Below are 18,724 nucleotides of genomic sequence, written 5' to 3' on the forward strand. Positions count from 1 at the left end.
CGGAACCTCAACGGCGGCGCGCGGCGCGCCACGCGATCCACAGCTTGCGGATCGGCGTCAGCGCGATGCGCTGGTGCAGGACCTGGTAGCCGTCGCGCTCGATCTCGACGAGCAGCGCGTGGGCAAGCGCGAGTTGCGCGCGCAGCGTGCGCTGCGCGCGGCGCTCGGCGGCGGGAATCGCCGCGTCGGCGGCCGCGAGCGCGTCGCGCGCCCGAGCGGTCTGGAACGTCAGCAGTTCGGTGAACGCGGGGCTGTAGCGCCGGTTCAGCAGGTCCGCGGCCGTCACGTTGTAGCGTTGCAGCTCGTCGATCGGCAGGTAGATGCGGCCGTGCCGCGCGTCGTTGCCGAGCTCCTGCACGAATTGCGCGAGCATCAGCGCGTGGCCGACTTCATCGGCCCACGGCTGCGGCTCGGCCGGACGCGCGGCGCTCGCCCGCGCGACGAGCGACGCGAAGCCGCCGCCCACCTGTGCGATGTAGCGCCGCAGGTTCGCGAAATCGAGGTAGCGCGCCTGTTCGAGATCCATTCCGTAGCCGCTGACCAGTGCGCGCAGCGCGTCGGTTTCGGCCGCGATCGACGGATGGTGCTGCGCGAGCGCCTTCGTCACCGGATGCGACGGCTCCCCGGCGGCCAGCGCCGCGAGTTCCTTGTGCCACCATGCGAGCTTGGTGTGGCCGACGGTCGGGTCGCTGGTTTCCTTGACGGTCTCCTCGAGTTCGCGGCGCAGCGCGAAGAGGGCCGTGAGGCGCGGCTGGACGGCGAACGGCGCCTGCCGCAACGCGTAGTAGACACTGGAGCCGGCGGGCGCGGCTTTCTGCTGACAGTAGTCGTCGAAATTCACGGGTGGGATCGTGGCGGAGGCAGGTTCGGGGATGCGCGCGGCGGCGCTTGGACGACACGTCGAGCGCGGCATTCTAGCACCGCTGTCCGGCAGGCGCCGGCCGGGCAACACAACGCGGCGGAGATCGGGTAGAATCTCGCGCTCGCCTGATCGGGCGCGCCGGTTTCCGAGCCGGCGCGGGATCCGTGGCTGCGTGCGACGCATGTTTGCGTGCCGCGCGGTCAGGGCGACAGAAATGCGCGTGAGTGGCGAAATTGGTAGACGCACCAGGTTTAGGTCCTGACGCCCGCAAGGGTGTGCCGGTTCGAGTCCGGCCTCACGCACCACATATACTCCCAAGCAATCCCATGTTTGGCTAAAAGGCCCCGCCAGTGAACTGACCCCACGAAGTTGGACAGTTGAAGGCTAGGCGCCCGAGGACTGAGTTCTGTATTGCACGGGACTCAGTCCTTTCAGTTTGAGCTTGATGAACCGCCCCGGATTTGGTGGAGGCTCCAACTCTTGAGAGAATGGAGCCCATGAGCAAGAAGTCGAACAAGTTTTCGCCGGAAGTCCGGGAACGCGCAGTCCGTCTGGTACGAGAGCAGCGTAGTGAACATCCGTCGCTGTGGGCGGCGATCGAATCGATTGCACCGATGATCGGCTGCACGCCGCAGACGTTGTTGGATTGGGTTAAGCGCGACGAGGTCGACCGTGGAGAGCGCGATGGCGTGAGTACGGCCGAGCGTGAACGCATCAAGGCCTTGGAGCGCGAGGTCAAGGAACTGCGCCGGGCCAACGAGATCCTGAAGCTGGCCAGTGCGTTTTTCGCCCAGGCGGAGCTCGACCGCCGTTTGAAGTCCTGAAGGCCTTTATCGATCTGCATCGCGACACCTTCGGGGTCGAGCCGATCTGCAGGGTCTTGCGGATTGCCCCGTCGGGCTACCGACGCCATGCAGCACAACTTCGCGATCCGTCGAAGCGCTGCGCCCGCGCGAAACGCGATGAGCTTTTGCAACCGGAGATCAAGCGTGTCTGGCAGGCCAACATGCAGGTCTACGGCGTGCCGAAGGTCTGGAAGCAGATGAACCGGGAAGGCATTGCAGTGGCACGCTGCACGGTCGGACGGTTGATGAAACTGCAGGGCTTGCGTGGCGCAGTTCGCGGTAAGCGTGTTCGCACGACGATTCCCGAGGTGACCGCGCCGCGCCCGCTGGACCGAGTCAACCGGCAGTTCAAGGCTGACCGACCGAATCAGCTCTGGGTGTCGGATTTTACGTATGTCTCGACATGGCAAGGCTGGCTGTACGTGGCATTCGTGATCGACGTGTTTGCCCGCCGTATTGTTGGCTGGCGCGTCAGCTCGTCGATGACCACGGACTTCGTTCTGGATGCACTTGAACAAGCGCTGTACGCCCGCCAACCGGGTGAGGACGGGACTTTGATTCATCATTCCGACAGAGGGTCTCAATACGTCAGCATCCGCTACAGCGAACGGCTGGCTGAGGCCGGCATCGAGCCGTCGGTCGGCAGCCGGGGCGACAGCTACGACAATGCGCTGGCCGAGACGATCAACGGCCTGTACAAGACGGAACTGATTCATCGGCGCGCCCCTTGGAAAACGAGGGAATCCGTCGAACTGGCAACGCTGGAATGGGTCGCCTGGTACAACCGTCATCGGCTGATGGAACCGCTCGGCTATATCCCGCCTGCTGAAGCTGAGGCAAACTACTACAGGCAACTCAGAAATGCCGCTGACGTGTCCGCATTAACTTAAACCAACCAGCCTCCACGATTCCCGGTGCGGTTCATGATGCGTTCGTGGTTGTAGTAATGGATGTAGCACTCCAGCGTCTGGCGTAGTTGCTCCACGCAAGTGAAGCGCTGCTTCTTGAAGCACTCGGACTTGAGCGTGCCGAAGAAGCTTTCCATCGCGGCGTTGTCCAGGCAATTGCCCTTGCGGGACATGCTCTGCGTCAACTCGCGCTGCGCGAGCTTCCGGCGGAACTCCGGCATCCGGTAGTGCCAGCCTTGATCCGAATGCAGCAACGGCTTGTCCTTGCGCGGGAGTTTAGCCAGCGCCTTCTTCAGCATGCTGTTGACCAACTCGAAGCTCGGCCGTCTGTCCATCTGGTAAGCAACGATCTCGCCGTTGTACAGGTCCATCACCGGCGACAGATACAGCTTCTGGCCGTTGACCTTGAACTCGGTCACATCCGTTACCCACTTCTGATTGGCGCCAGTGGCCTCGAACTGGCGTTGCAGCAGGTTCGGTGCGGCCTTGCCGATCTCGCCTTGCCACGCTCGGTATTTCTTCGGACGCACCCAGGACTTCAGTTGCAGTTGCTGCATGAGCCGTTGCACCGTCTTATGGTTGACGAGATGGCCAGCCTGCCGAATCGCAGCCGTGACGCGTCGATAACCATAGCGGCCCTTGTGGCGTTCAAACACCGTTCGGATCTGCGCTTTCAGATCGGCGTGACGATCGTCGGCATCCAGCGTCCTGAGTTGGTAATAGAACGTACTGCGTGCCAAGCCGGCCGCCTTCAGAAGTGCTGCCACCGGATGGTGCTGCCTGAGCTCACGCACTATTTGCGTTTTTTCTTTTGCGCTGCCTGCTTCTTCGCTTGCAGCAGCGCATCGAGCTTTTTTAGGTACGCCACCTCCGCGCGCAGATACTCGTTTTCCTTGAGCAATTCCTCGCGCGAGCGTTCGTCCGGCGAACCGGCTTCAGTGGGTTTGGGCGGAAGTGAAGTGGCCATCTTTCGGGGGCGCCCTCGTCGGCGAGGGGACAGTGCATCGAAACCGCCTTCATGATACAGGCGCTCCCAGGTTGACACGTGCCCGACGCTTCGAATGTCAAACACCGCTGCCGTTTGGCCATACGACAGCCCATCACGCTGCATGCGCTGTAGCACCGATAACTTGAACCGGGCGTCGTACTGACCGACTTTCCTTCTCAGTCCAGCTACGCCGTGCTCCCGGTAGCTCGCCACCCAGCGCCGGATGACCGTACGCCCAACCCCGTAACGGGCTGCGAGCGTGCGGGTGCTCGCCTCTCCTTCCAGATACTCCCGAACTACCTGCAGTCGAAACCGCTCGTCATACTTCGCCATGGAAAACACCCCAAAGGTTGGATCGGTGTCCGACTTTTGGGGTGCAGTTCACCAGTCGAGTACTTGCGGGGCTTTTTGTTGCCAGCGCCGCCCAGCGTTTCTCGTTGACACCCACGAAACAGGGGCATCTTAGGGGGGCAGTTTTCTCTGATCAGGGGCATCGAAATGCCCCCGCGCTCAAATGCCCCTTACCGATGTCGCCGTTCGTGCGGCCAAGCCCCGCGAAAAGTCCTACAAGCTGGCCGACGGTCAGGGCATGTACCTCGAGATCATGCCCAACGGCTCCAAGTACTGGCGGTTGAAGTATCGCATCGACGGCAAGGAGAAACGGATGGCCCTCGGGGTCTATCCGGCGGTCAGCTTGCTGGCTGCTCGGAAGGCTCGTGATGAGATCAAGGACCAATTGCGCGCCGGCCTCGATCCATCGCACGAAAAGAAGCGCGTGAAGGCTCAGCGCAGCCTGGACCGTGAGAACTCATTCGAGCCGATCGCGCGGGAGTGGCATCAGCAGAAGAAGGGTGCATGGAGCGAGCGACACGCGGACAGGATCATGAAGCTGCTCGAGCGCGAACTGTTTCCCGCGATCGGAGCGCGGCCGATCGCCGAGATTATGGCGCCCGAGCTGTTGGCGGTGATACGGAAGATCGAGGCGCGCGACGCGATCGAGCTCGCACACAAGCCTATTCAGGCAACGAGCCAGATCTTCCGATACGCCATTGCCACCGGCCGGGCAGAGCGCGACTCCGCTCCCGATCTCCGCGGCGCGCTGAAGCCCCGTTTCGTCGTGCACATGCGGCGTGTCAGCGAGGCAGAGTTGCCGGAGCTCATGCGGCAGATCAGCGCGTACGACGGCGACTTTCAGACACGCCTGGCGCTGCAGTTCATGGCGCTGACATTTGTTCGTACGAGCGAGCTGCGTTTTGCCGAGTGGACAGAAATCGACGAGAAGAAGGAATGGCGCATCCCACCCGAGAAGATGAAGATGCGCACGCCGCACATCGTGCCGCTGTCGACGCAGGCCCTCGAGGTGATCGCGAAGCTCCCCGAACTGAACGGCCACAGCCAGTTCCTGTTCCCGAGTCGGTCGAGCTCCAAGAAGCCGATGAGCGAGAACACGATCCTGTACGCCTTGTACCGGATGGGCTACCACTCACGGATGACGGGGCACGGCTTCCGCGGCCTTGCGTCGACGATCCTGAACGAACACAGCTTCAACCGCGACTGGATCGAGCGGCAGCTGGCACACAGCGAGCGCGACGGCGTCCGGGCGGCGTACAACCACGCTGAGTACCTGCCCGAGCGCCGCAAGATGATGCAGTGGTGGAGCAATTACTTGTGGAACGCCGTCCCCAAATAACCGGTTCGTCCCTCCTTGCCGAGGTTCGACGATGCTCGTTCTCAAGCAGTTCCCACTCCGCGAGGAATGGATGAAGACAGTCACAGTACCTAGCGAGAGCATGGCGTCGTGGGTAGGCCACTGGGAAATTTACGACGCTGATCCGTCCCATGGTGGCAGCATAATCGGCGCCGGTGTAGGTCCTGAATTTTCGAGGGAGCAGACGGCGCTGAATGCTGCGGCTAGCGTGGGTATCGATTGGTTGCTCGGCCGGGGGCGGCAGATGTTGATCGACCAATATTTTGCCGAGATCTGATCTTGCCACCGCCCCTGCGTGAGCCAGTGCCGAGCGGGGCTTTTCACATCCGGCGGGCTGCGCGATGATGGCGTCGTTGCGCGATCCGGAGCGTGCCATGCCTGCCATCAAACTGCACATCCCGACGAAAGACGTCTTCCAGTTCAACGACGATCTCACTGCCTGGTCGGTCGCCAGCAGTGTCGATCGTCGTTTGATGAGGCCTCCCCAGATGGAGACGACAAATCGCGAGTCGCCGACGCTGTATCTGGCGGTCGTTGACGAACGATTCTTCGAGCAGTATCCGCGGTGGCGCCAATTCGTGGAGCATTGACCGCCGCCGCTATAGCTCCCTAGTATCGCCGCCCGTAGCCCTCGCGATACAGCGTTGCGCCGATCGATGTCAGCAACGCAATGTCTTCTTCCCCCAATGTATCCCAGGTGGTCGCCAGCCAACCAGCGAAACCGGCACAAGCGTGGTCCAGATCGACCGCTGCCCGTCCTTCGGCATTCAACCGCTCGAAGATCGTGATGACGTCGTGTGGGGTCATGGCTTCCTCCCGGTGATAATCAAAGCGTAGGTGTTCGATGGCCGTACGCTCGGAAAAGGTGAAGGAGCGCGCCCTACTTGCGGCAATGCGGATCCTGGATCAGTGCGAGGCGGCCTAAAAGCTCGTCCACTTGGATTTCGAAGACCCTGTTTCGCACGGGCTGCGTGCGGAGCTTGGTGAGCTTGTCTCTCCAGTACGCCGGGTCGTTCACCGACGACTTGTTGACGAAGGCATGGTGCGCTTGCTCAAGTAGTCCGATCGCTCGCCTTATATGTACCAATTCGCGTTCTGCTTCGCAGTACCAGCTCATATTTGCCGCCTTCTGATGATTTTTGTCGTGACTTGCTGTACCGCGAGAGCCTTGGGCTACTCAAAGACAACGCGCGAGCCGATCTCGAACTGTGCTGTCGTTGCACAGCGCGATGCGAGGTGAGGGGCAAACGTGGCGCGCAAGCAGCGCGCGACGCAGATTTGGGGAGGGGCGAGCGGTCAATCTACAATTGGGTGCTCGGTTTAACTCATCATACGCGCATCGCTCGTCAGGCAGCTGCTTTATTTCTCGGCGATGAGAGGCGGCCCGTCGTGATCCTGCGGCCGGATGACCGGGAGACTGACAGTGTCGAACGTCGAGGCGCCGCGCCGCTCACATGCAGTCCGCGAGCGCTAGACTTTGACGCGCTCAGAGACCTCCTCCTGATAACCTACAGGCACAAACAAGTCGCGATAGCGTCTGTAGATCGGGCGTTCAAAGTAGCGATATACAAGCGTCTACAAGGTCAACACGACCGCAGCAAAGGCTGCAAAGCGGATGTACGGATTGGCGATCTTCATCATCCCGAGGTAGACGCCCAGCGTGATCATCGGAAAATGAACGAGGTAGACCGAGTAACTGATCTCGCCCAGCTATTTCATGGGGCGGCATGAGAGGATGCGAGCAACCACGCTTCCAGACTGCGACACGCTAAAGATGAGGAAGGGCATAGCGGCAAGCGCTTCAAATTCGATGTTGCCGCGTGCGTCGCCGTAAATGACGTAGACGATCCCTGGAGTTGCCCCTGTAACTCAGGACACGCGGACACCGTTAGGTTGATGACACCGCATTACACCTGAACTCGCGAGGCGAGCGGTATTTCAGGGCTCTGTGCGGGTGGCGCTCATTGTAGTGTTCAACGCGATAGCCAGACGCGAGAGCGCTGTTGGTGCGTCAGACTTGTCCATATAGGCGACGTAATTGTGCTTCATGGTCTTCACGAACGATTCGGCCGTGCCATTGCTTGTGACCTTCTTCGCGTGCTTCCTTCTTCTGCTCCGTGCGCCCGGACCCGATCCAATCCCAAGCGGGTACCAATCCGGGCGCGCCAGGTGCCAACCGCGGGCGCAGCTCCCATTCTTCGACTGGCTTCAGACTCTTGCGCATGTATGTCACGCGCTGGCGAGGAATGCCGGTCTCGGACTCAAGTTGCTCGTCCGTCAATCGTCGTCCGCGGCATGCGCTCCGGATCGTGCGCAGATCTTCGACGCGCGGCGTGCGCAGGTCGATGCATTCCTCGTGTACGCGCCAGGTGTGCGGGACCGGGATCACGGTGTACTCGGCAGTATTGGCGTGCGAGCAGGTCAGCCGGTCCATCGTCATCGGGCATTCCACGAATACGAGTACGTCCGCCGGGCCGGCCCGGTCGGAATACGTGTAGCGATCCAGCAGCACGCCACCGTGGTCTCGCCACCTCGCCAACTGCCCATCGCTTGCTCGATCCCACCATGCCCACACGTAGACGGGCAGATCGGCGATCGACGCGCTCCTGAAGAACACGGGCTTGATCGTCGTGTATCCTCGATTCACGAGGATATGGGTGTAGCCGCCAAACGCTTTTCGGATCGATTGGCCGACGTCGGTGGTCGTGAAATAGCGCACGGGCGATCCTTAAATCGGCTCGCGCTGCAGGCTGCGGACAAGCATGGCGGCATCACGGCAGACCTCGATCGGGATTCGCGGATTTGCGACCACATCTCGCACGAACTTCCCGAGGAGAATGACGGCCGAGACGTCATTTCGAATCGGCTCGACGCTACATGTTGGTTCGCGGCCACATTGTTTCATGTTCTTCATATGCTGTCCCCGCCGGTTGTGCCGGATCACTGTCCCCAATTGCAGTCAAAGTGTCCGGGGGCATATGTGGGGGCATGCAGAAAATACGAACTCGCTGAATCCCAATAGCGTAAAGGAAAGGTGAACCGAATGCGGTTCCGGCCTCCTCTTGGGGTGCGCCGCAAAAAAGCGCTGCCGGTCTTCCGATCGCAGCGCTTTTTTCATTCCCACGCCGCATCCCCGCCCCGCGCCCGCCTAATCCCAGAAGCTGCGCACCGCGACCGCGACGATCACCGGCACCGAGAACACCAGCGGAATGGCGAAATATTGCGCTTCACGGTCGACGATCCAGCTGTAGATCAGCCAGCTCGCGCCGATCGCGAACGTCACGAGGCCGACCAGGATGGCGGCGATATTCAAAACCAGCTTCGACGGCTGGCGGCGCGCTTTGTCGTTGCTGTCGGGGTCGCGCGGGGACGAGTTCATCTGAGGAGCGGCTGAGCCAGGCAGGGTTAAACGCACAGGAAACCGCATCCGCACGGATCGCGCAAGGGCCGAGGCATCGCGGCGGCGTATCGTTGGTAAGCGCGTGACGAACCGAAAGACGCGGCCCGCCCGTCCGGCAGCGCCGCTGCACGATCACAGGGCAGGGCGCCGCGTCTGCGACGTCGAAGCGCCCGCATGCCACCACGCCCCGACGGGAGACGAAGCAGCTTCCGGCAGCACGCCGCGTCGAACCGTTCCCGCCATTTCGCCGCAACCGCGCTTCGACAAATCGTTGTACCCACAACCACCGAGCGTTATGCTCGTCTTCTTCCAGCAGACGGATTCCCCTCATGAACGACACGAATTCAGGGCCGGTGCGCGCGGCGGTCGTCGGCGTCGGCGCGATCGGCGGCTTGCTCGCGATGGCGTTGTCGAAAGCCGGCATGCGCGTGAGCGCCTACGCGCGCGGCGCGACGCTCGACGCGCTGAAGGCGCACGGCGTGCGCGTGCTCGACGAAACGGGCGCGATGTCGTCGGTCCCGATCGACGCCAGCGACGACGCGGCCGCGCTCGGCGTGCAGGACTACGTGGTGATCGCGCTGAAGGCGCAGGCGCTGCCGGATCTGGCCGCGCGCCTCGCGCCGCTCGTCGGGCCGCGCACGGTGATCGTCGCGGCGATGAACGGCCTGCCGTGGTGGTTCACGCACGGGCTGGCCGGGCCGCTCGACGGCGTGCCGCTCGAGGCGGTCGATCCGGGCGGCGTGGTGTCCGCGGCGCTGCCGCCGGCGCAGGCGATCGGCTGCGTCGTGCACCTGTCGTCGAGCACCGACGCGCCGGGCGTCGTGCGGCGCGGGCGCGGCAATCGCCTGATCGTCGGCGCGCCCGATCCGGCGCGCGATGCGGCTGCGTCGCGCTTCGCGGCGGCGCTGGCCGAGGGCGGCTTCGACGTCGAGACGACGCCGCAGATCCGCACCGAGATCTGGGCGAAGCTGTGGGGCAACATGAACATGAATCCGCTGAGCGCGCTGACGGGCTCGACGGCCGACCGCCTGCTCGACGATCCTTGCACGCATGCGCTCGCGCTGCGGATGATGGAGGAGGCGGCCGCGATCGGCGCGAAGCTCGGCCTGGATACCGGCGTGAGCGCGCCGGAGCGCATGGCGGTGACCCGCAGGCTCGGCGCGTTCAGGACGTCGATGCTGCAGGATTTCGAAGCGGGGCGCTCGCTCGAGATCGGGCCGATCCTCGGCGTGTTTCCGGAGCTGGGGCGCAAGCTGGACGTGCCGACGCCGTTTTGCGACGCGGTGCTCGGCCTGTTGCGCCAGCGCGCCGCGAACAGCGGGCTGCAGGCGGGGTGAGCGGGGCGGCCGCCCCGCGGCTCAGTCGTCGCGCTCGAGCGCGTGGCTGAGCACTTTCTCGAGCAGCCGTTCGAACGTGTTGCGCTCGCTGTCGGACAGGCAGCCGAGCAGCCCGTCGTTCCACTTGCGCACGATCGGCATGATCTTGCGATGCAGCGCGCGGCCGTCCGGCGTCAGCGCGATCAGCACGATCCGGCCGTCCGCCTCGCTGGCGCTGCGTTCGAGCAGGCCCTGCTGCAGCAGCGCCTCGGCCGCGCGGCTCGCCTGGCTCTTGTCGAGGTTCGTGTGGCGCGCGAGATCCATGATCGAGAACGGGCCGAATGCGCCGACGGCCGCGATCACGCGCGCCTCGGGCAGCGAGATGCCGAGCTTGTCGCGGTAAACCTCGCCGATGCCGCGGTCGGAGCGCTTCGTGAGCACGTGGAGGCGGTAGGTCAGAAACTGATCGAGCCCGGCTGGAACGGCCTTTCATGTCGAATCCTGATGATAAAGGGCGGGCCCGATTGTTCCCGTATCGCGCGCTCGGGTCAACGGTCAGCGCGTGCCGTATTTCAGGCGCGTCAACTGCTCCGCCTCGTTCGCGAGCAGGCTGGCGGCGTCGCGGATCGCGACGTCGAGCGTGATCGGGCCCGGCGCGGGCGAGAAGCACCCGGAAAAATGCTCGGCAAGGCGCGGCAGCGCGGCCGGATCGACGGCGCCCGACAGCAGCGACGCCGGCACGCCCGCCGCCTGCGCGTGGCGGCACGCGATGAACGGCGCCTTGCCGTGCAGCGTCTGCACGTCCGAGCGGCCTTCGCCGGTGATCAGCCAGTCCGCGCCCGCGAGCGCCGCGTCGAGGCCGACCTGCCGCGCAACGACTTCCGCGCCCGCCTCGAAGCGCGCGCCGAGCATGTGCAGCGCGAAGCCGAGGCCGCCCGCCGCGCCGGCGCCCGGCAGGTCGCGGGCGCGCCGGTCGAGCGCCGCTTCGAGCAGGTCGGCGAAATGGCCGAGGGCCGCGTCGAGGGTCGCAACTTGCTCGGGCGTCACGCCCTTTTGCGGGCCGAACACCGCGGTCGCGCCATGCGTGCCCGTCAGCGGGTTGTCGACGTCCGACATGCCGATGAACTCGGCGTCCGCGATGCGCGGGTCGAGCCCCGACGCGTCGATCCGCGCGATCTCGGCGAGCCGCGCCGGCACCGGCTCGACCGGCTGGCCGGCGGCGTCGAGGCAGCGCAGCCCGAGCCCGGCGAGGAGCCCCGCGCCGGCATCGTTGGTGCTGCTGCCGCCGAGCGCGACGAAGAAGCGGCGCACGCCTTCGTCGAGCAGCCGGCGGATCGCTTCGCCCATCCCGCGCGTGCTGCGCGCGTCGACCGGGACGCTCATCCCGGCCGGATCGGTGATGCCGACGATCTCGGCCGTCTCGACGATCGCGGTGCGCGCATCGATGACGCCGACGGCGGCGTCGCGCGCCGCGAGCGACGCGCCGGCCACCGTCACGCTGCGCCGCGCGCCGCCGCCGGAGAGCATCGCGTCGAGCGTGCCTTCACCGCCGTCGGCCATCGGGCAGCAGCGCACGATCGCGTCGGGCCGCGCGCGGCGGATGCCGGCGGCGATTGCGTCCGCGACCTGCGCGGCGGAAAGCGAGCCTTTGAACGAATCGGGCGCGATGACCACGACGGGCGCGACGACGGGCGCGGACGGGTGATGCGGCATGGTGTCTCCGGTTGGCGTGATTGGTCGGACGATTGGCCGCCGTGCGGCGGCGCATGCGCTTTCGAAGCAGCTTACAGGATGCGGGGGCGGGCGTGGATATGCGCGGCGGCATATCGGCGATCCATGCGCATCGGCGGCCGCCGCGCAACGGCCGCGCACGCGCGCGGCCGGTTCTGGCGGTGCAGGGAAAATTGTTTGCTAGAATAGTCGATTCTTCCGGCCAAAGCCGTGCTCCGAGCCGCTTGCGCCAGCCCTCCCGGCGCATGCAAGGATGGCGTGGCGTCCCGGCGCGGCGTAGACGCCGCCAGGCAGGCACGGCAAGGAAAACCCGATTCGCTCGAATAATTTTAGGACGATTGAAGCCATGGCTAACGTTGTTGAAAACCTCGGCAAGCTTGAACGCCGCGTGACGATTTCCCTGCCGAAAGACACGGTGCGGAAGGAAATCGACGCCCGTATCCAGAAACTCGCGAAGAACGTGCGCATGCCGGGTTTCCGCCCGGGCAAGGTGCCGCTGAAGATGGTCGCGCAGCAATACGCGGGTCAGGTCGAGGCGGAAGTCCTGAGCGACAAGATCGGCCAGGAGTTCTTCACGATCAGCCGTGCCGAGAACCTGCGCGTCGCGGGCCAGCCGAGCTTCGCGCCGAAGCAGGAGCAGGCGGAAGACGCCTATGCGTTCGACGCGACGTTCGAGGTCTATCCGGAAGTGAAGATCGGCGACTTGGCGACGGCTGAAGTCGAGCGCTCGACGACGTCGATCGGCGACGCGGAAATCGACCGCACGCTCGACATCCTGCGCAAGCAGCGCGTGCACTTCCACGCACGCGGCGAAGCCGGCGAGCACGGCGACGGCGGCGCGGACACGGCAGCCAAGAACGGCGACCGCGTGACGGTCGACTTCGTCGGCAAGATCGACGGCGTCGCGTTCCAGGGCGGCACCGCGGAAGACTTCCCGTTCGTGCTCGGCGAAGGCCGCATGCTGCCGGAATTCGAAACGGCCGCGCTGGGCCTGAAGGCCGGCGAAACGCGCGAATTCGACCTGAAGTTCCCGGACGACTATCACGGCAAGGACGTGGCCGGCAAGACGGCCCAGTTCACGGTCACGATGAAGAAGATCGAATGGCCGCACCTGCCGGAGATCGACGCCGATTTCGCGAAGTCGCTCGGCATCGAAGACGGCGATCTGGCCAAGATGCGCGGCGAGATCAAGGAAAATCTCGAGCGTGAGGCAAAGCGCCGCACGCAGGCGATCGTCAAGAACCAGGTGATGGACGCGCTGCTGAAGATTTCCGAGCTGGACGTGCCGAAGGCGCTGATCGAGCAGGACCAGCAGCGCCTCGTCGAAATGGCGCGCCAGGACCTCGCGCAGCGCGGCGTGCCGAACGCGAAGGACGCGCCGATCCCGGCCGAGATGTTCGCCGAGCAGGCCGAGCGCCGCGTGAAGCTGGGCCTCGTGCTCGCCGAGCTGGTGAAGGCGAACGGCCTGGAAGCGAAGCCGGAGCAGATCCGCGCGGAAGTCGACGAGTTCGCGAAGAGCTACGAAGACCCGAAGGAAGTGGTCCGCTGGTATTATTCGAACCAGCAGCGCCTCGCCGAGATGGAAGCGTTCGTCGTTGAAAGCAACGTCGTCGATTTCGTGCTGGGCAAGGCGAAGGTGACGGACAAGGAAGTGAGCTTCGAGGCACTCGCGAGCGCATCGGCGCAAGCGTAAGTGTCGCTCTAGCGGCGTGCCGGCTGTCGGAGCGACGGCCCGCACGCCGTTTTTACGTCAGGCGCACGGTTGCCATTAATATGGCGATTGAGCGGGCGGCTTCCTTCCGTTCAATTTCCCATTCGAACAAGGTTCATTGAATGATCACTCGCGCTGAATTGCTGGACATGCTTGCTTCGAACGCGCCGCAGGGTTTCGAGGCCCAGGCGCTGGGGCTGGTTCCGATCGTCGTCGAAACGAGCGGCCGCGGCGAGCGTTCGTACGACATCTATTCGCGTCTCCTGAAGGAGCGCTTGGTGTTCATGGTCGGCGAAGTGAACGACCAGACCGCCAACCTCGTGGTCGCGCAGCTGCTGTTCCTCGAGAGCGAGAACCCGGACAAGGACATCAGCCTGTACATCAACAGCCCGGGCGGCTCGGTATCGGCCGGCATGGCGATCTACGACACGATGCAGTTCATCAAGCCGGACGTGTCGACGCTGTGCATGGGCCTCGCCGCGAGCATGGGCGCGTTCCTGCTCGCATCGGGCGCGAAGGGCAAGCGTTTCGCGCTGCCGAACTCGCGCGTGATGATCCACCAGCCGCTCGGCGGCGCGCGTGGTCAGGCGTCGGACATCGAGATCCAGGCGCGCGAGATCCTCTACCTGAAGGAGCGGCTCAACCAGCTGCTGGCGCAGCACACGGGCCAGGACGTCGAGCGCATCGCGCGCGACACCGACCGCGACAACTTCATGTCGAGCGAGGACGCGAAGGCGTACGGGCTGATCGATCAGGTGCTGCTGAAGCGTCCGTGAACTTAGTGGGGTGCCGCCCCATTAGCGGCGGCACGCCCGATACGCCCCGAGCAACTTCGGCAAGCGCATCCGGCCGGCTCAGGTCGCGCCCTAGGTCGTGGCGCGCGGAGCATTCGGCGTATCATGTCATTTACCTGTCCGGAGGCTCAATACATTCATGGCGGACAAAAAAGGTTCGAACAGCGAGAAGCTGTTGTATTGCTCGTTTTGCGGCAAGAGTCAGCATGAGGTGAAAAAGCTCATTGCCGGCCCGTCGGTCTTCATCTGCGATGAATGCATCGACCTGTGCAACGAGATCATTCGCGACGAGGCGGCAGCCGCGGGCGTCGAGGCCAGCCTGTCCCGGTCGGATCTGCCGAGCCCGCAGGAAATTCGCGACATCCTCGATCAGTACGTGATCGGGCAGGAGCGCGCGAAGAAAATCCTCGCGGTGGCCGTCTACAACCACTACAAGCGTCTCAAGCATCTCGACAAGAAGGACGACGTCGAGCTGTCGAAGAGCAACATCCTGCTGATCGGCCCGACGGGCTCCGGCAAGACGCTGCTCGCGCAGACGCTGGCGCGCCTGTTGAACGTGCCGTTCGTGATCGCGGATGCGACGACGCTGACCGAAGCAGGCTACGTCGGCGAGGACGTCGAGAACATCATCCAGAAGCTGTTGCAGAACTGCAACTACGAGGTCGAGAAGGCCCAGCGCGGGATCGTCTACATCGACGAAATCGACAAGATCAGCCGCAAGTCGGACAACCCGTCGATCACCCGCGACGTGTCGGGCGAGGGCGTCCAGCAGGCGCTGCTGAAGCTCGTCGAGGGCACGATGGCGTCGGTGCCGCCGCAGGGCGGCCGCAAGCATCCGAACCAGGATTTCATCCAGGTCGACACGACCAACATCCTGTTCATCTGCGGCGGCGCGTTCGACGGCCTGGAGAAGGTGATCACCGACCGCACCGAGAAGACGGGCATCGGCTTCGGCGCGACGGTCAAGAGCAAGCAGGAGCGCGATGCCGGCGAGGTGCTGCGCGAGGTCGAGCCGGAGGACCTGATCAAATTCGGTTTGATCCCCGAATTGATCGGCCGTCTGCCGGTCGTCGCGACGCTCGGCAAGCTGGACGAGGCCGCGCTGATGAAGATCCTGGTCGAGCCGAAGAACGCGCTCGTCAAGCAGTATCACAAGCTGTTCGCGATGGAGCGCGTCGAGCTGGAAATTCGCCCGGCTGCGCTGCAGGCGGTGGCCCGCAAGGCGATCCGTCGCAAGACGGGCGCGCGCGGTCTGCGTTCGATCATCGAACAGGCGCTGCTCGACGTGATGTACGAATTGCCGACGATGAAAGGGGTCAGCAAGGTCATCATCGACGAGAACGTCATCGATGGGGACGGCAAGCCGCTGTTGATCTACGAGGACACGCCGAAGGTGGCGGGTTCGAATTGACCGGCTTGACGGCGATGTTCAGACAAAAAAGGCCGTTCATCGAAGCGTGAACGGCTTTTTTTCGTTTATCTTGTGGGTAATCTGACTCAACACGCGGCGGTTACTTTCTTACCGAATATTTCCCACGCTGGGAGGCCCTTGCAATCGGATGCGCCGGCCTCAATTATCGAACAATTGATTCCACTCATGGGGAAATGAAATGTCAGGCACCCAACTTCTCCCGCCGGAACGCATCACGCTCCCGCTGCTGCCGCTGCGGGATGTCGTCGTTTTCCCGCACATGGTGATTCCGCTCTTCGTGGGCCGGCCGAAATCGATCAAGGCCCTCGAAGCAGCGATGGAAGGCGGCAAGCACATCATGCTGGTCGCCCAGAAGACCGCGGCCAAGGACGAGCCGACCGAAAAGGACATGTACGAGGTCGGTTGCGTCGCCAACATCCTGCAGATGCTGAAGCTGCCGGACGGCACCGTGAAGGTGCTGGTCGAAGGCCTGCAGCGCGCGAAGGCGTTGTCGATCGAGGAGCAGGAGACGCAGTTCTCCTGCGAGGTGATGCCGCTCGAGCCGGACCACGCGGACAGCGCGGAAACGGAAGCGCTGCGCCGCGCGATCGTGTCGCAGTTCGACCAGTACGTGAAGCTGAACAAGAAGATCCCGCCGGAGATCCTCACGTCGCTGTCGGGCATCGACGAAGCGGGCCGGCTCGCGGATACGATCGCCGCGCACCTGCCGCTCAAGCTCGACCAGAAGCAGCACATCCTCGAGATGTTCCCGGTCGTCGAGCGCCTCGAGCACCTGCTCGCGCAGCTCGAAGCCGAGATCGACATCCTGCAGGTCGAAAAGCGCATCCGCGGGCGCGTGAAGCGCCAGATGGAGAAGAGCCAGCGCGAGTACTACCTAAACGAACAGGTCAAGGCGATCCAGAAGGAGCTGGGCGAAGGCGAAGAGGGTGCGGACCTCGAGGAGCTCGAGAAGCGCATCAACGCCGCGCGCATGCCGAAGGAAGCGAAGAAGAAGGCCGACGCCGAGCTGAAGAAGCTGAAGCTGATGTCGCCGATGTCGGCCGAAGCGACGGTCGTGCGCAACTACATCGACACGCTGATCGGCCTGCCGTGGCGCAAGAAGAGCAAGGTCAACAACGACCTGTCGAACGCCGAGCAGGTGCTCGACGAGGATCACTTCGGCCTCGAGAAGGTCAAGGAACGCATCCTCGAGTATCTCGCGGTGCAACAGCGCGTCGACAAGGTCAAGGCGCCGATCCTGTGCCTCGTCGGGCCCCCGGGCGTCGGCAAGACCTCGCTCGGCCAGTCGATCGCGCGCGCGACGAACCGCAAGTTCGTCCGCATGGCGCTGGGCGGCGTGCGTGACGAGGCCGAGATCCGCGGCCACCGTCGCACGTACATCGGTTCGATGCCGGGCAAGATCCTGCAGAGCCTCACGAAGGTCGGCGTGCGCAATCCGCTCTTCCTGCTCGACGAAGTCGACAAGATGGGCATGGATTTCCGCGGCGATCCGTCGTCGGCGCTGCTCGAAGTGCTCGATCCGGAACAGAACCACACGTTCGCCGATCACTACATCGAGGTCGACTTCGACCTGTCGGACGTGATGTTCGTCGCGACGTCGAACTCGCTGAACATCCCGCCGCCGCTGCTCGACCGGATGGAAGTGATCCGTCTGTCGGGCTATACGGAAGACGAGAAGGTCAGCATCGCGCAGCGTTACCTGCTGCCGAAGCAGAAGAAGAACAATGGCCTGAAGGAAGGCGAGATCGAGGTCACCGAGCAGGCGATCCGCGACATCATCCGCTACTACACGCGCGAAGCCGGTGTGCGTTCGCTCGAGCGGGAAGTGTCGAAGATCTGCCGCAAGGTCGTGAAGATGCTGCTGCTGAAGAAGGCAACGGGCGCGATCAAGGTCGACGGCGAGAACCTCGACACGTTCCTCGGCGTGCGCAAGTACGACTTCGGCCTCGCGGCGAAGGAAAACCAGGTCGGTCAGGTGACGGGCCTCGCGTGGACGGAAGTCGGCGGCGACCTGCTGACGATCGAAGCCGCGGTGATGCCGGGCAAGGGCAACGTGATCCGCACCGGTTCGCTCGGCGACGTGATGAAGGAGTCGGTCGAGGCCGCGCGTTCGGTCGTGCGTTCGCGTTCGCGGCGTCTGGGCATCGAGGACGAAGCGTTCGAGAAGCAGGACATCCACATCCACGTGCCGGAAGGCGCGACGCCGAAGGACGGTCCGTCCGCCGGCGGTGCGATGACGACCGCGCTGGTGTCGGTGCTGACGGGCATTCCGGTGCGCGCCGACGTCGCGATGACGGGCGAGATCACGTTGCGAGGCGAAGTTTTGCCGATCGGCGGCCTGAAGGAGAAGCTGCTGGCCGCGCATCGCGGCGGCATCAAGCTCGTGCTGATTCCGGAAGAGAACGTGAAGGATCTCGCGGAGATTCCGGACAACGTGAAGAACGCGATCGAAATCGTGCCGGTCCGCTGGATCGACAAGGTGCTTGAACTCGCGCTCGAGCGGACGCCGACGCCGCTGCCGCCGGAAGAAGAGGCGAAGGCTGCGGCGCCCGTCGCGGAAACGGCGAAGGATGCCGGCTCGACGGAAGTCGTCAAGCACTGAGCTTGATGTGACGGTTGTTCACGAAACCCGCGGCGTGTCCGCGGGTTTTTTATGAGCGGCGCGCCGATCGAAATCGGCGCTGCAAAAATTTCGCGACTCAGGGCTGGTAAAGTTCTGAAGGATGAATTAAACTAGCAGGCTCGCTGGTTGTTGATGCCGAAATGCAGATCGCAGCCAGATTGAATCCGGAACGGGTGCTTAGCTCAGTTGGTAGAGCGGCGCCCTTACAAGGCGTAGGTCGGGAGTTCGAGCCTCTCAGCACCCACCAGTTTCGCGATTCAGCCAGACCAAGGAGCGGTAGTTCAGTCGGTTAGAATACCGGCCTGTCACGCCGGGGGTCGCGGGTTCGAGTCCCGTCCGCTCCGCCAAGACAATAAGTGCCCGCCTCGTGCGGGCATTTTTGTTTGCGCTGCAGCAACGCCGGCGC

General features: G+C 63.9%; 17 protein-coding genes, 3 tRNA genes, 2 pseudogenes and 1 other annotated feature. Of the genes and pseudogenes, 12 read left to right on the forward strand and 10 right to left on the reverse strand.

From position 1 onward, the window contains the following. Positions 1-7: 7 nt before the first annotated feature. Positions 8-841 (reverse strand): presqualene diphosphate synthase HpnD, encoded by an 834-nt coding sequence (gene hpnD, locus WJ35_RS02345; protein ID WP_060235050.1) that lies wholly within the window; start codon positions 839-841, stop codon positions 8-10. Positions 842-1,080: 239 nt separating this feature from the next. Here hpnD and WJ35_RS02350 point away from each other — a divergent pair. Both WJ35_RS02350 and WJ35_RS02360 read left to right on the forward strand, forming a co-directional pair. After that, a tRNA-Leu gene (locus WJ35_RS02350) sits at positions 1,081-1,167 on the forward strand. Positions 1,168-1,359: 192 nt separating this feature from the next. After that, a protein-coding gene (locus tag WJ35_RS02360; RefSeq protein ID WP_196222084.1) for an IS3 family transposase occupies positions 1,360-2,597 on the forward strand; the annotation gives its coding sequence in 2 pieces (ribosomal slippage) (positions 1,360-1,651 and positions 1,651-2,597; 1,239 coding nt in all). After that, positions 1,641-1,757: a sequence feature (AL1L pseudoknot), on the forward strand. (Overlaps the previous gene by 117 nt.) On the opposite strand, the gene WJ35_RS30960 is transcribed toward WJ35_RS02360, so the two are convergent. After that, positions 2,594-3,936 (reverse strand): IS3 family transposase gene (locus WJ35_RS30960; RefSeq protein ID WP_155121843.1). Its coding sequence is split into 2 segments (ribosomal slippage): positions 2,594-3,474 and positions 3,474-3,936, totalling 1,344 coding nucleotides; the frame shifts between segments, so codons are not numbered across the junction. The genes WJ35_RS02360 and WJ35_RS30960 overlap by 4 nt on opposite strands. A gap of 181 nt (positions 3,937-4,117) precedes the next feature. Between WJ35_RS30960 and WJ35_RS02375 the strand changes: the two genes are divergently transcribed. The 3 genes from WJ35_RS02375 (at position 4,118) to WJ35_RS02385 (ending at position 5,901) form a co-directional block, all read left to right on the forward strand. Then, on the forward strand, positions 4,118-5,293 hold the full coding sequence (locus WJ35_RS02375) for a tyrosine-type recombinase/integrase (protein ID WP_069238674.1): 1,176 nt from the start codon (positions 4,118-4,120) through the stop codon (positions 5,291-5,293). Positions 5,294-5,324: 31 nt separating this feature from the next. After that, positions 5,325-5,588, forward strand: a complete 264-nt coding sequence (locus WJ35_RS02380) for a hypothetical protein (protein WP_041493845.1) — start codon at positions 5,325-5,327, stop codon at positions 5,586-5,588. A gap of 97 nt (positions 5,589-5,685) precedes the next feature. Then, on the forward strand, positions 5,686-5,901 hold the full coding sequence (locus WJ35_RS02385; RefSeq protein ID WP_124259635.1) for a hypothetical protein: 216 nt from the start codon (positions 5,686-5,688) through the stop codon (positions 5,899-5,901). A gap of 19 nt (positions 5,902-5,920) precedes the next feature. Here WJ35_RS02385 and WJ35_RS02390 read toward each other — a convergent pair whose 3' ends face one another. The 6 genes and pseudogenes from WJ35_RS02390 to WJ35_RS02405 form a co-directional block, all read right to left on the reverse strand. Continuing rightward, entirely contained in the window at positions 5,921-6,118 is a 198-nt protein-coding gene (locus WJ35_RS02390; protein WP_069238675.1) for a hypothetical protein, read from the reverse strand. A 73-nt stretch (positions 6,119-6,191) separates the two neighbouring features. Then, positions 6,192-6,428 (reverse strand): hypothetical protein, encoded by a 237-nt coding sequence (locus tag WJ35_RS02395; protein ID WP_034195338.1) that lies wholly within the window; start codon positions 6,426-6,428, stop codon positions 6,192-6,194. A gap of 771 nt (positions 6,429-7,199) precedes the next feature. Then, positions 7,200-7,393, reverse strand: a pseudogene (locus WJ35_RS29425) (integrase core domain-containing protein); the annotation flags it as partial. Next, positions 7,323-8,030, reverse strand: coding sequence for a hypothetical protein (locus WJ35_RS02400; protein WP_175899961.1), 708 nt, complete (start codon positions 8,028-8,030; stop codon positions 7,323-7,325). The pseudogene WJ35_RS29425 and the gene WJ35_RS02400, both read right to left, overlap by 71 nt. A 9-nt stretch (positions 8,031-8,039) precedes the next feature. Then, positions 8,040-8,225, reverse strand: coding sequence for a hypothetical protein (locus WJ35_RS30965; RefSeq protein ID WP_124259636.1), 186 nt, complete (start codon positions 8,223-8,225; stop codon positions 8,040-8,042). A gap of 234 nt (positions 8,226-8,459) precedes the next feature. Further along, entirely contained in the window at positions 8,460-8,690 is a 231-nt protein-coding gene (locus tag WJ35_RS02405; RefSeq protein ID WP_069238676.1) for a hypothetical protein, read from the reverse strand. Between the two features lie 350 nt (positions 8,691-9,040). Between WJ35_RS02405 and WJ35_RS02410 the strand changes: the two genes are divergently transcribed. After that, positions 9,041-10,048, forward strand: coding sequence for a 2-dehydropantoate 2-reductase (locus WJ35_RS02410; RefSeq protein ID WP_069238677.1), 1,008 nt, complete (start codon positions 9,041-9,043; stop codon positions 10,046-10,048). A gap of 21 nt (positions 10,049-10,069) precedes the next feature. On the opposite strand, the pseudogene WJ35_RS02415 reads toward WJ35_RS02410, so the two are convergent. Continuing rightward, a pseudogene (locus WJ35_RS02415) lies at positions 10,070-10,520 on the reverse strand (MarR family winged helix-turn-helix transcriptional regulator). A 62-nt stretch (positions 10,521-10,582) separates the two neighbouring features. Further along, entirely contained in the window at positions 10,583-11,740 is a 1,158-nt protein-coding gene (locus WJ35_RS02420) for a glycerate kinase (RefSeq protein WP_060234978.1), read from the reverse strand. Positions 11,741-12,104: 364 nt separating this feature from the next. Here WJ35_RS02420 and tig point away from each other — a divergent pair, with 364 nt between their 5' ends. The 6 genes from tig (at position 12,105) to WJ35_RS02450 (ending at position 18,665) form a co-directional block, all read left to right on the forward strand. Next, positions 12,105-13,451 (forward strand): trigger factor, encoded by a 1,347-nt coding sequence (tig, locus tag WJ35_RS02425; RefSeq protein WP_010092136.1) that lies wholly within the window; start codon positions 12,105-12,107, stop codon positions 13,449-13,451. Positions 13,452-13,591: 140 nt separating this feature from the next. Further along, complete coding sequence (gene clpP, locus WJ35_RS02430) at positions 13,592-14,245, forward strand: ATP-dependent Clp endopeptidase proteolytic subunit ClpP (RefSeq protein ID WP_010092137.1); 654 nt, start codon at positions 13,592-13,594, stop codon at positions 14,243-14,245. A 157-nt stretch (positions 14,246-14,402) separates the two neighbouring features. Then, positions 14,403-15,674, forward strand: a complete 1,272-nt coding sequence (gene clpX, locus WJ35_RS02435; RefSeq protein WP_010092138.1) for an ATP-dependent Clp protease ATP-binding subunit ClpX — start codon at positions 14,403-14,405, stop codon at positions 15,672-15,674. Between the two features lie 199 nt (positions 15,675-15,873). Continuing rightward, positions 15,874-18,297, forward strand: a complete 2,424-nt coding sequence (gene lon, locus WJ35_RS02440; RefSeq protein WP_060234977.1) for an endopeptidase La — start codon at positions 15,874-15,876, stop codon at positions 18,295-18,297. 192 nt (positions 18,298-18,489) lie between these two features. Beyond that, positions 18,490-18,565: transfer RNA gene (locus tag WJ35_RS02445), tRNA-Val, on the forward strand. 23 nt (positions 18,566-18,588) lie between these two features. Further along, positions 18,589-18,665 (forward strand) — tRNA-Asp (locus WJ35_RS02450). The last annotated feature ends 59 nt before the right edge of the window (positions 18,666-18,724 follow it).

The organism is Burkholderia ubonensis (assembly GCF_001718695.1).
Lineage (GTDB): Bacteria > Pseudomonadota > Gammaproteobacteria > Burkholderiales > Burkholderiaceae > Burkholderia > Burkholderia ubonensis_B.

Excerpts from the sequence above, each read along its gene's own strand:
- WJ35_RS02380 (WP_041493845.1), top strand. The coding sequence starts at position 5,325 with ATGCTCGTTCTCAAGCAGTTCCCACTCCGCGAGGAATGGATGAAGACA.
- WJ35_RS02375 (WP_069238674.1), top strand. The coding sequence starts at position 4,118 with ATGCCCCTTACCGATGTCGCCGTTCGTGCGGCCAAGCCCCGCGAAAAG.
- WJ35_RS30965 (WP_124259636.1), bottom strand. The coding sequence starts at position 8,225 with ATGAAGAACATGAAACAATGTGGCCGCGAACCAACATGTAGCGTCGAG.
- WJ35_RS02395 (WP_034195338.1), bottom strand. The coding sequence starts at position 6,428 with ATGAGCTGGTACTGCGAAGCAGAACGCGAATTGGTACATATAAGGCGA.
- tig (WP_010092136.1), top strand. The coding sequence starts at position 12,105 with ATGGCTAACGTTGTTGAAAACCTCGGCAAGCTTGAACGCCGCGTGACG.
- WJ35_RS02410 (WP_069238677.1), top strand. The coding sequence starts at position 9,041 with ATGAACGACACGAATTCAGGGCCGGTGCGCGCGGCGGTCGTCGGCGTC.
- WJ35_RS02390 (WP_069238675.1), bottom strand. The coding sequence starts at position 6,118 with ATGACCCCACACGACGTCATCACGATCTTCGAGCGGTTGAATGCCGAA.
- clpX (WP_010092138.1), top strand. The coding sequence starts at position 14,403 with ATGGCGGACAAAAAAGGTTCGAACAGCGAGAAGCTGTTGTATTGCTCG.
- lon (WP_060234977.1), top strand. The coding sequence starts at position 15,874 with ATGTCAGGCACCCAACTTCTCCCGCCGGAACGCATCACGCTCCCGCTG.
- WJ35_RS02420 (WP_060234978.1), bottom strand. The coding sequence starts at position 11,740 with ATGCCGCATCACCCGTCCGCGCCCGTCGTCGCGCCCGTCGTGGTCATC.
- WJ35_RS02385 (WP_124259635.1), top strand. The coding sequence starts at position 5,686 with ATGCCTGCCATCAAACTGCACATCCCGACGAAAGACGTCTTCCAGTTC.
- clpP (WP_010092137.1), top strand. The coding sequence starts at position 13,592 with ATGATCACTCGCGCTGAATTGCTGGACATGCTTGCTTCGAACGCGCCG.
- WJ35_RS02405 (WP_069238676.1), bottom strand. The coding sequence starts at position 8,690 with ATGAACTCGTCCCCGCGCGACCCCGACAGCAACGACAAAGCGCGCCGC.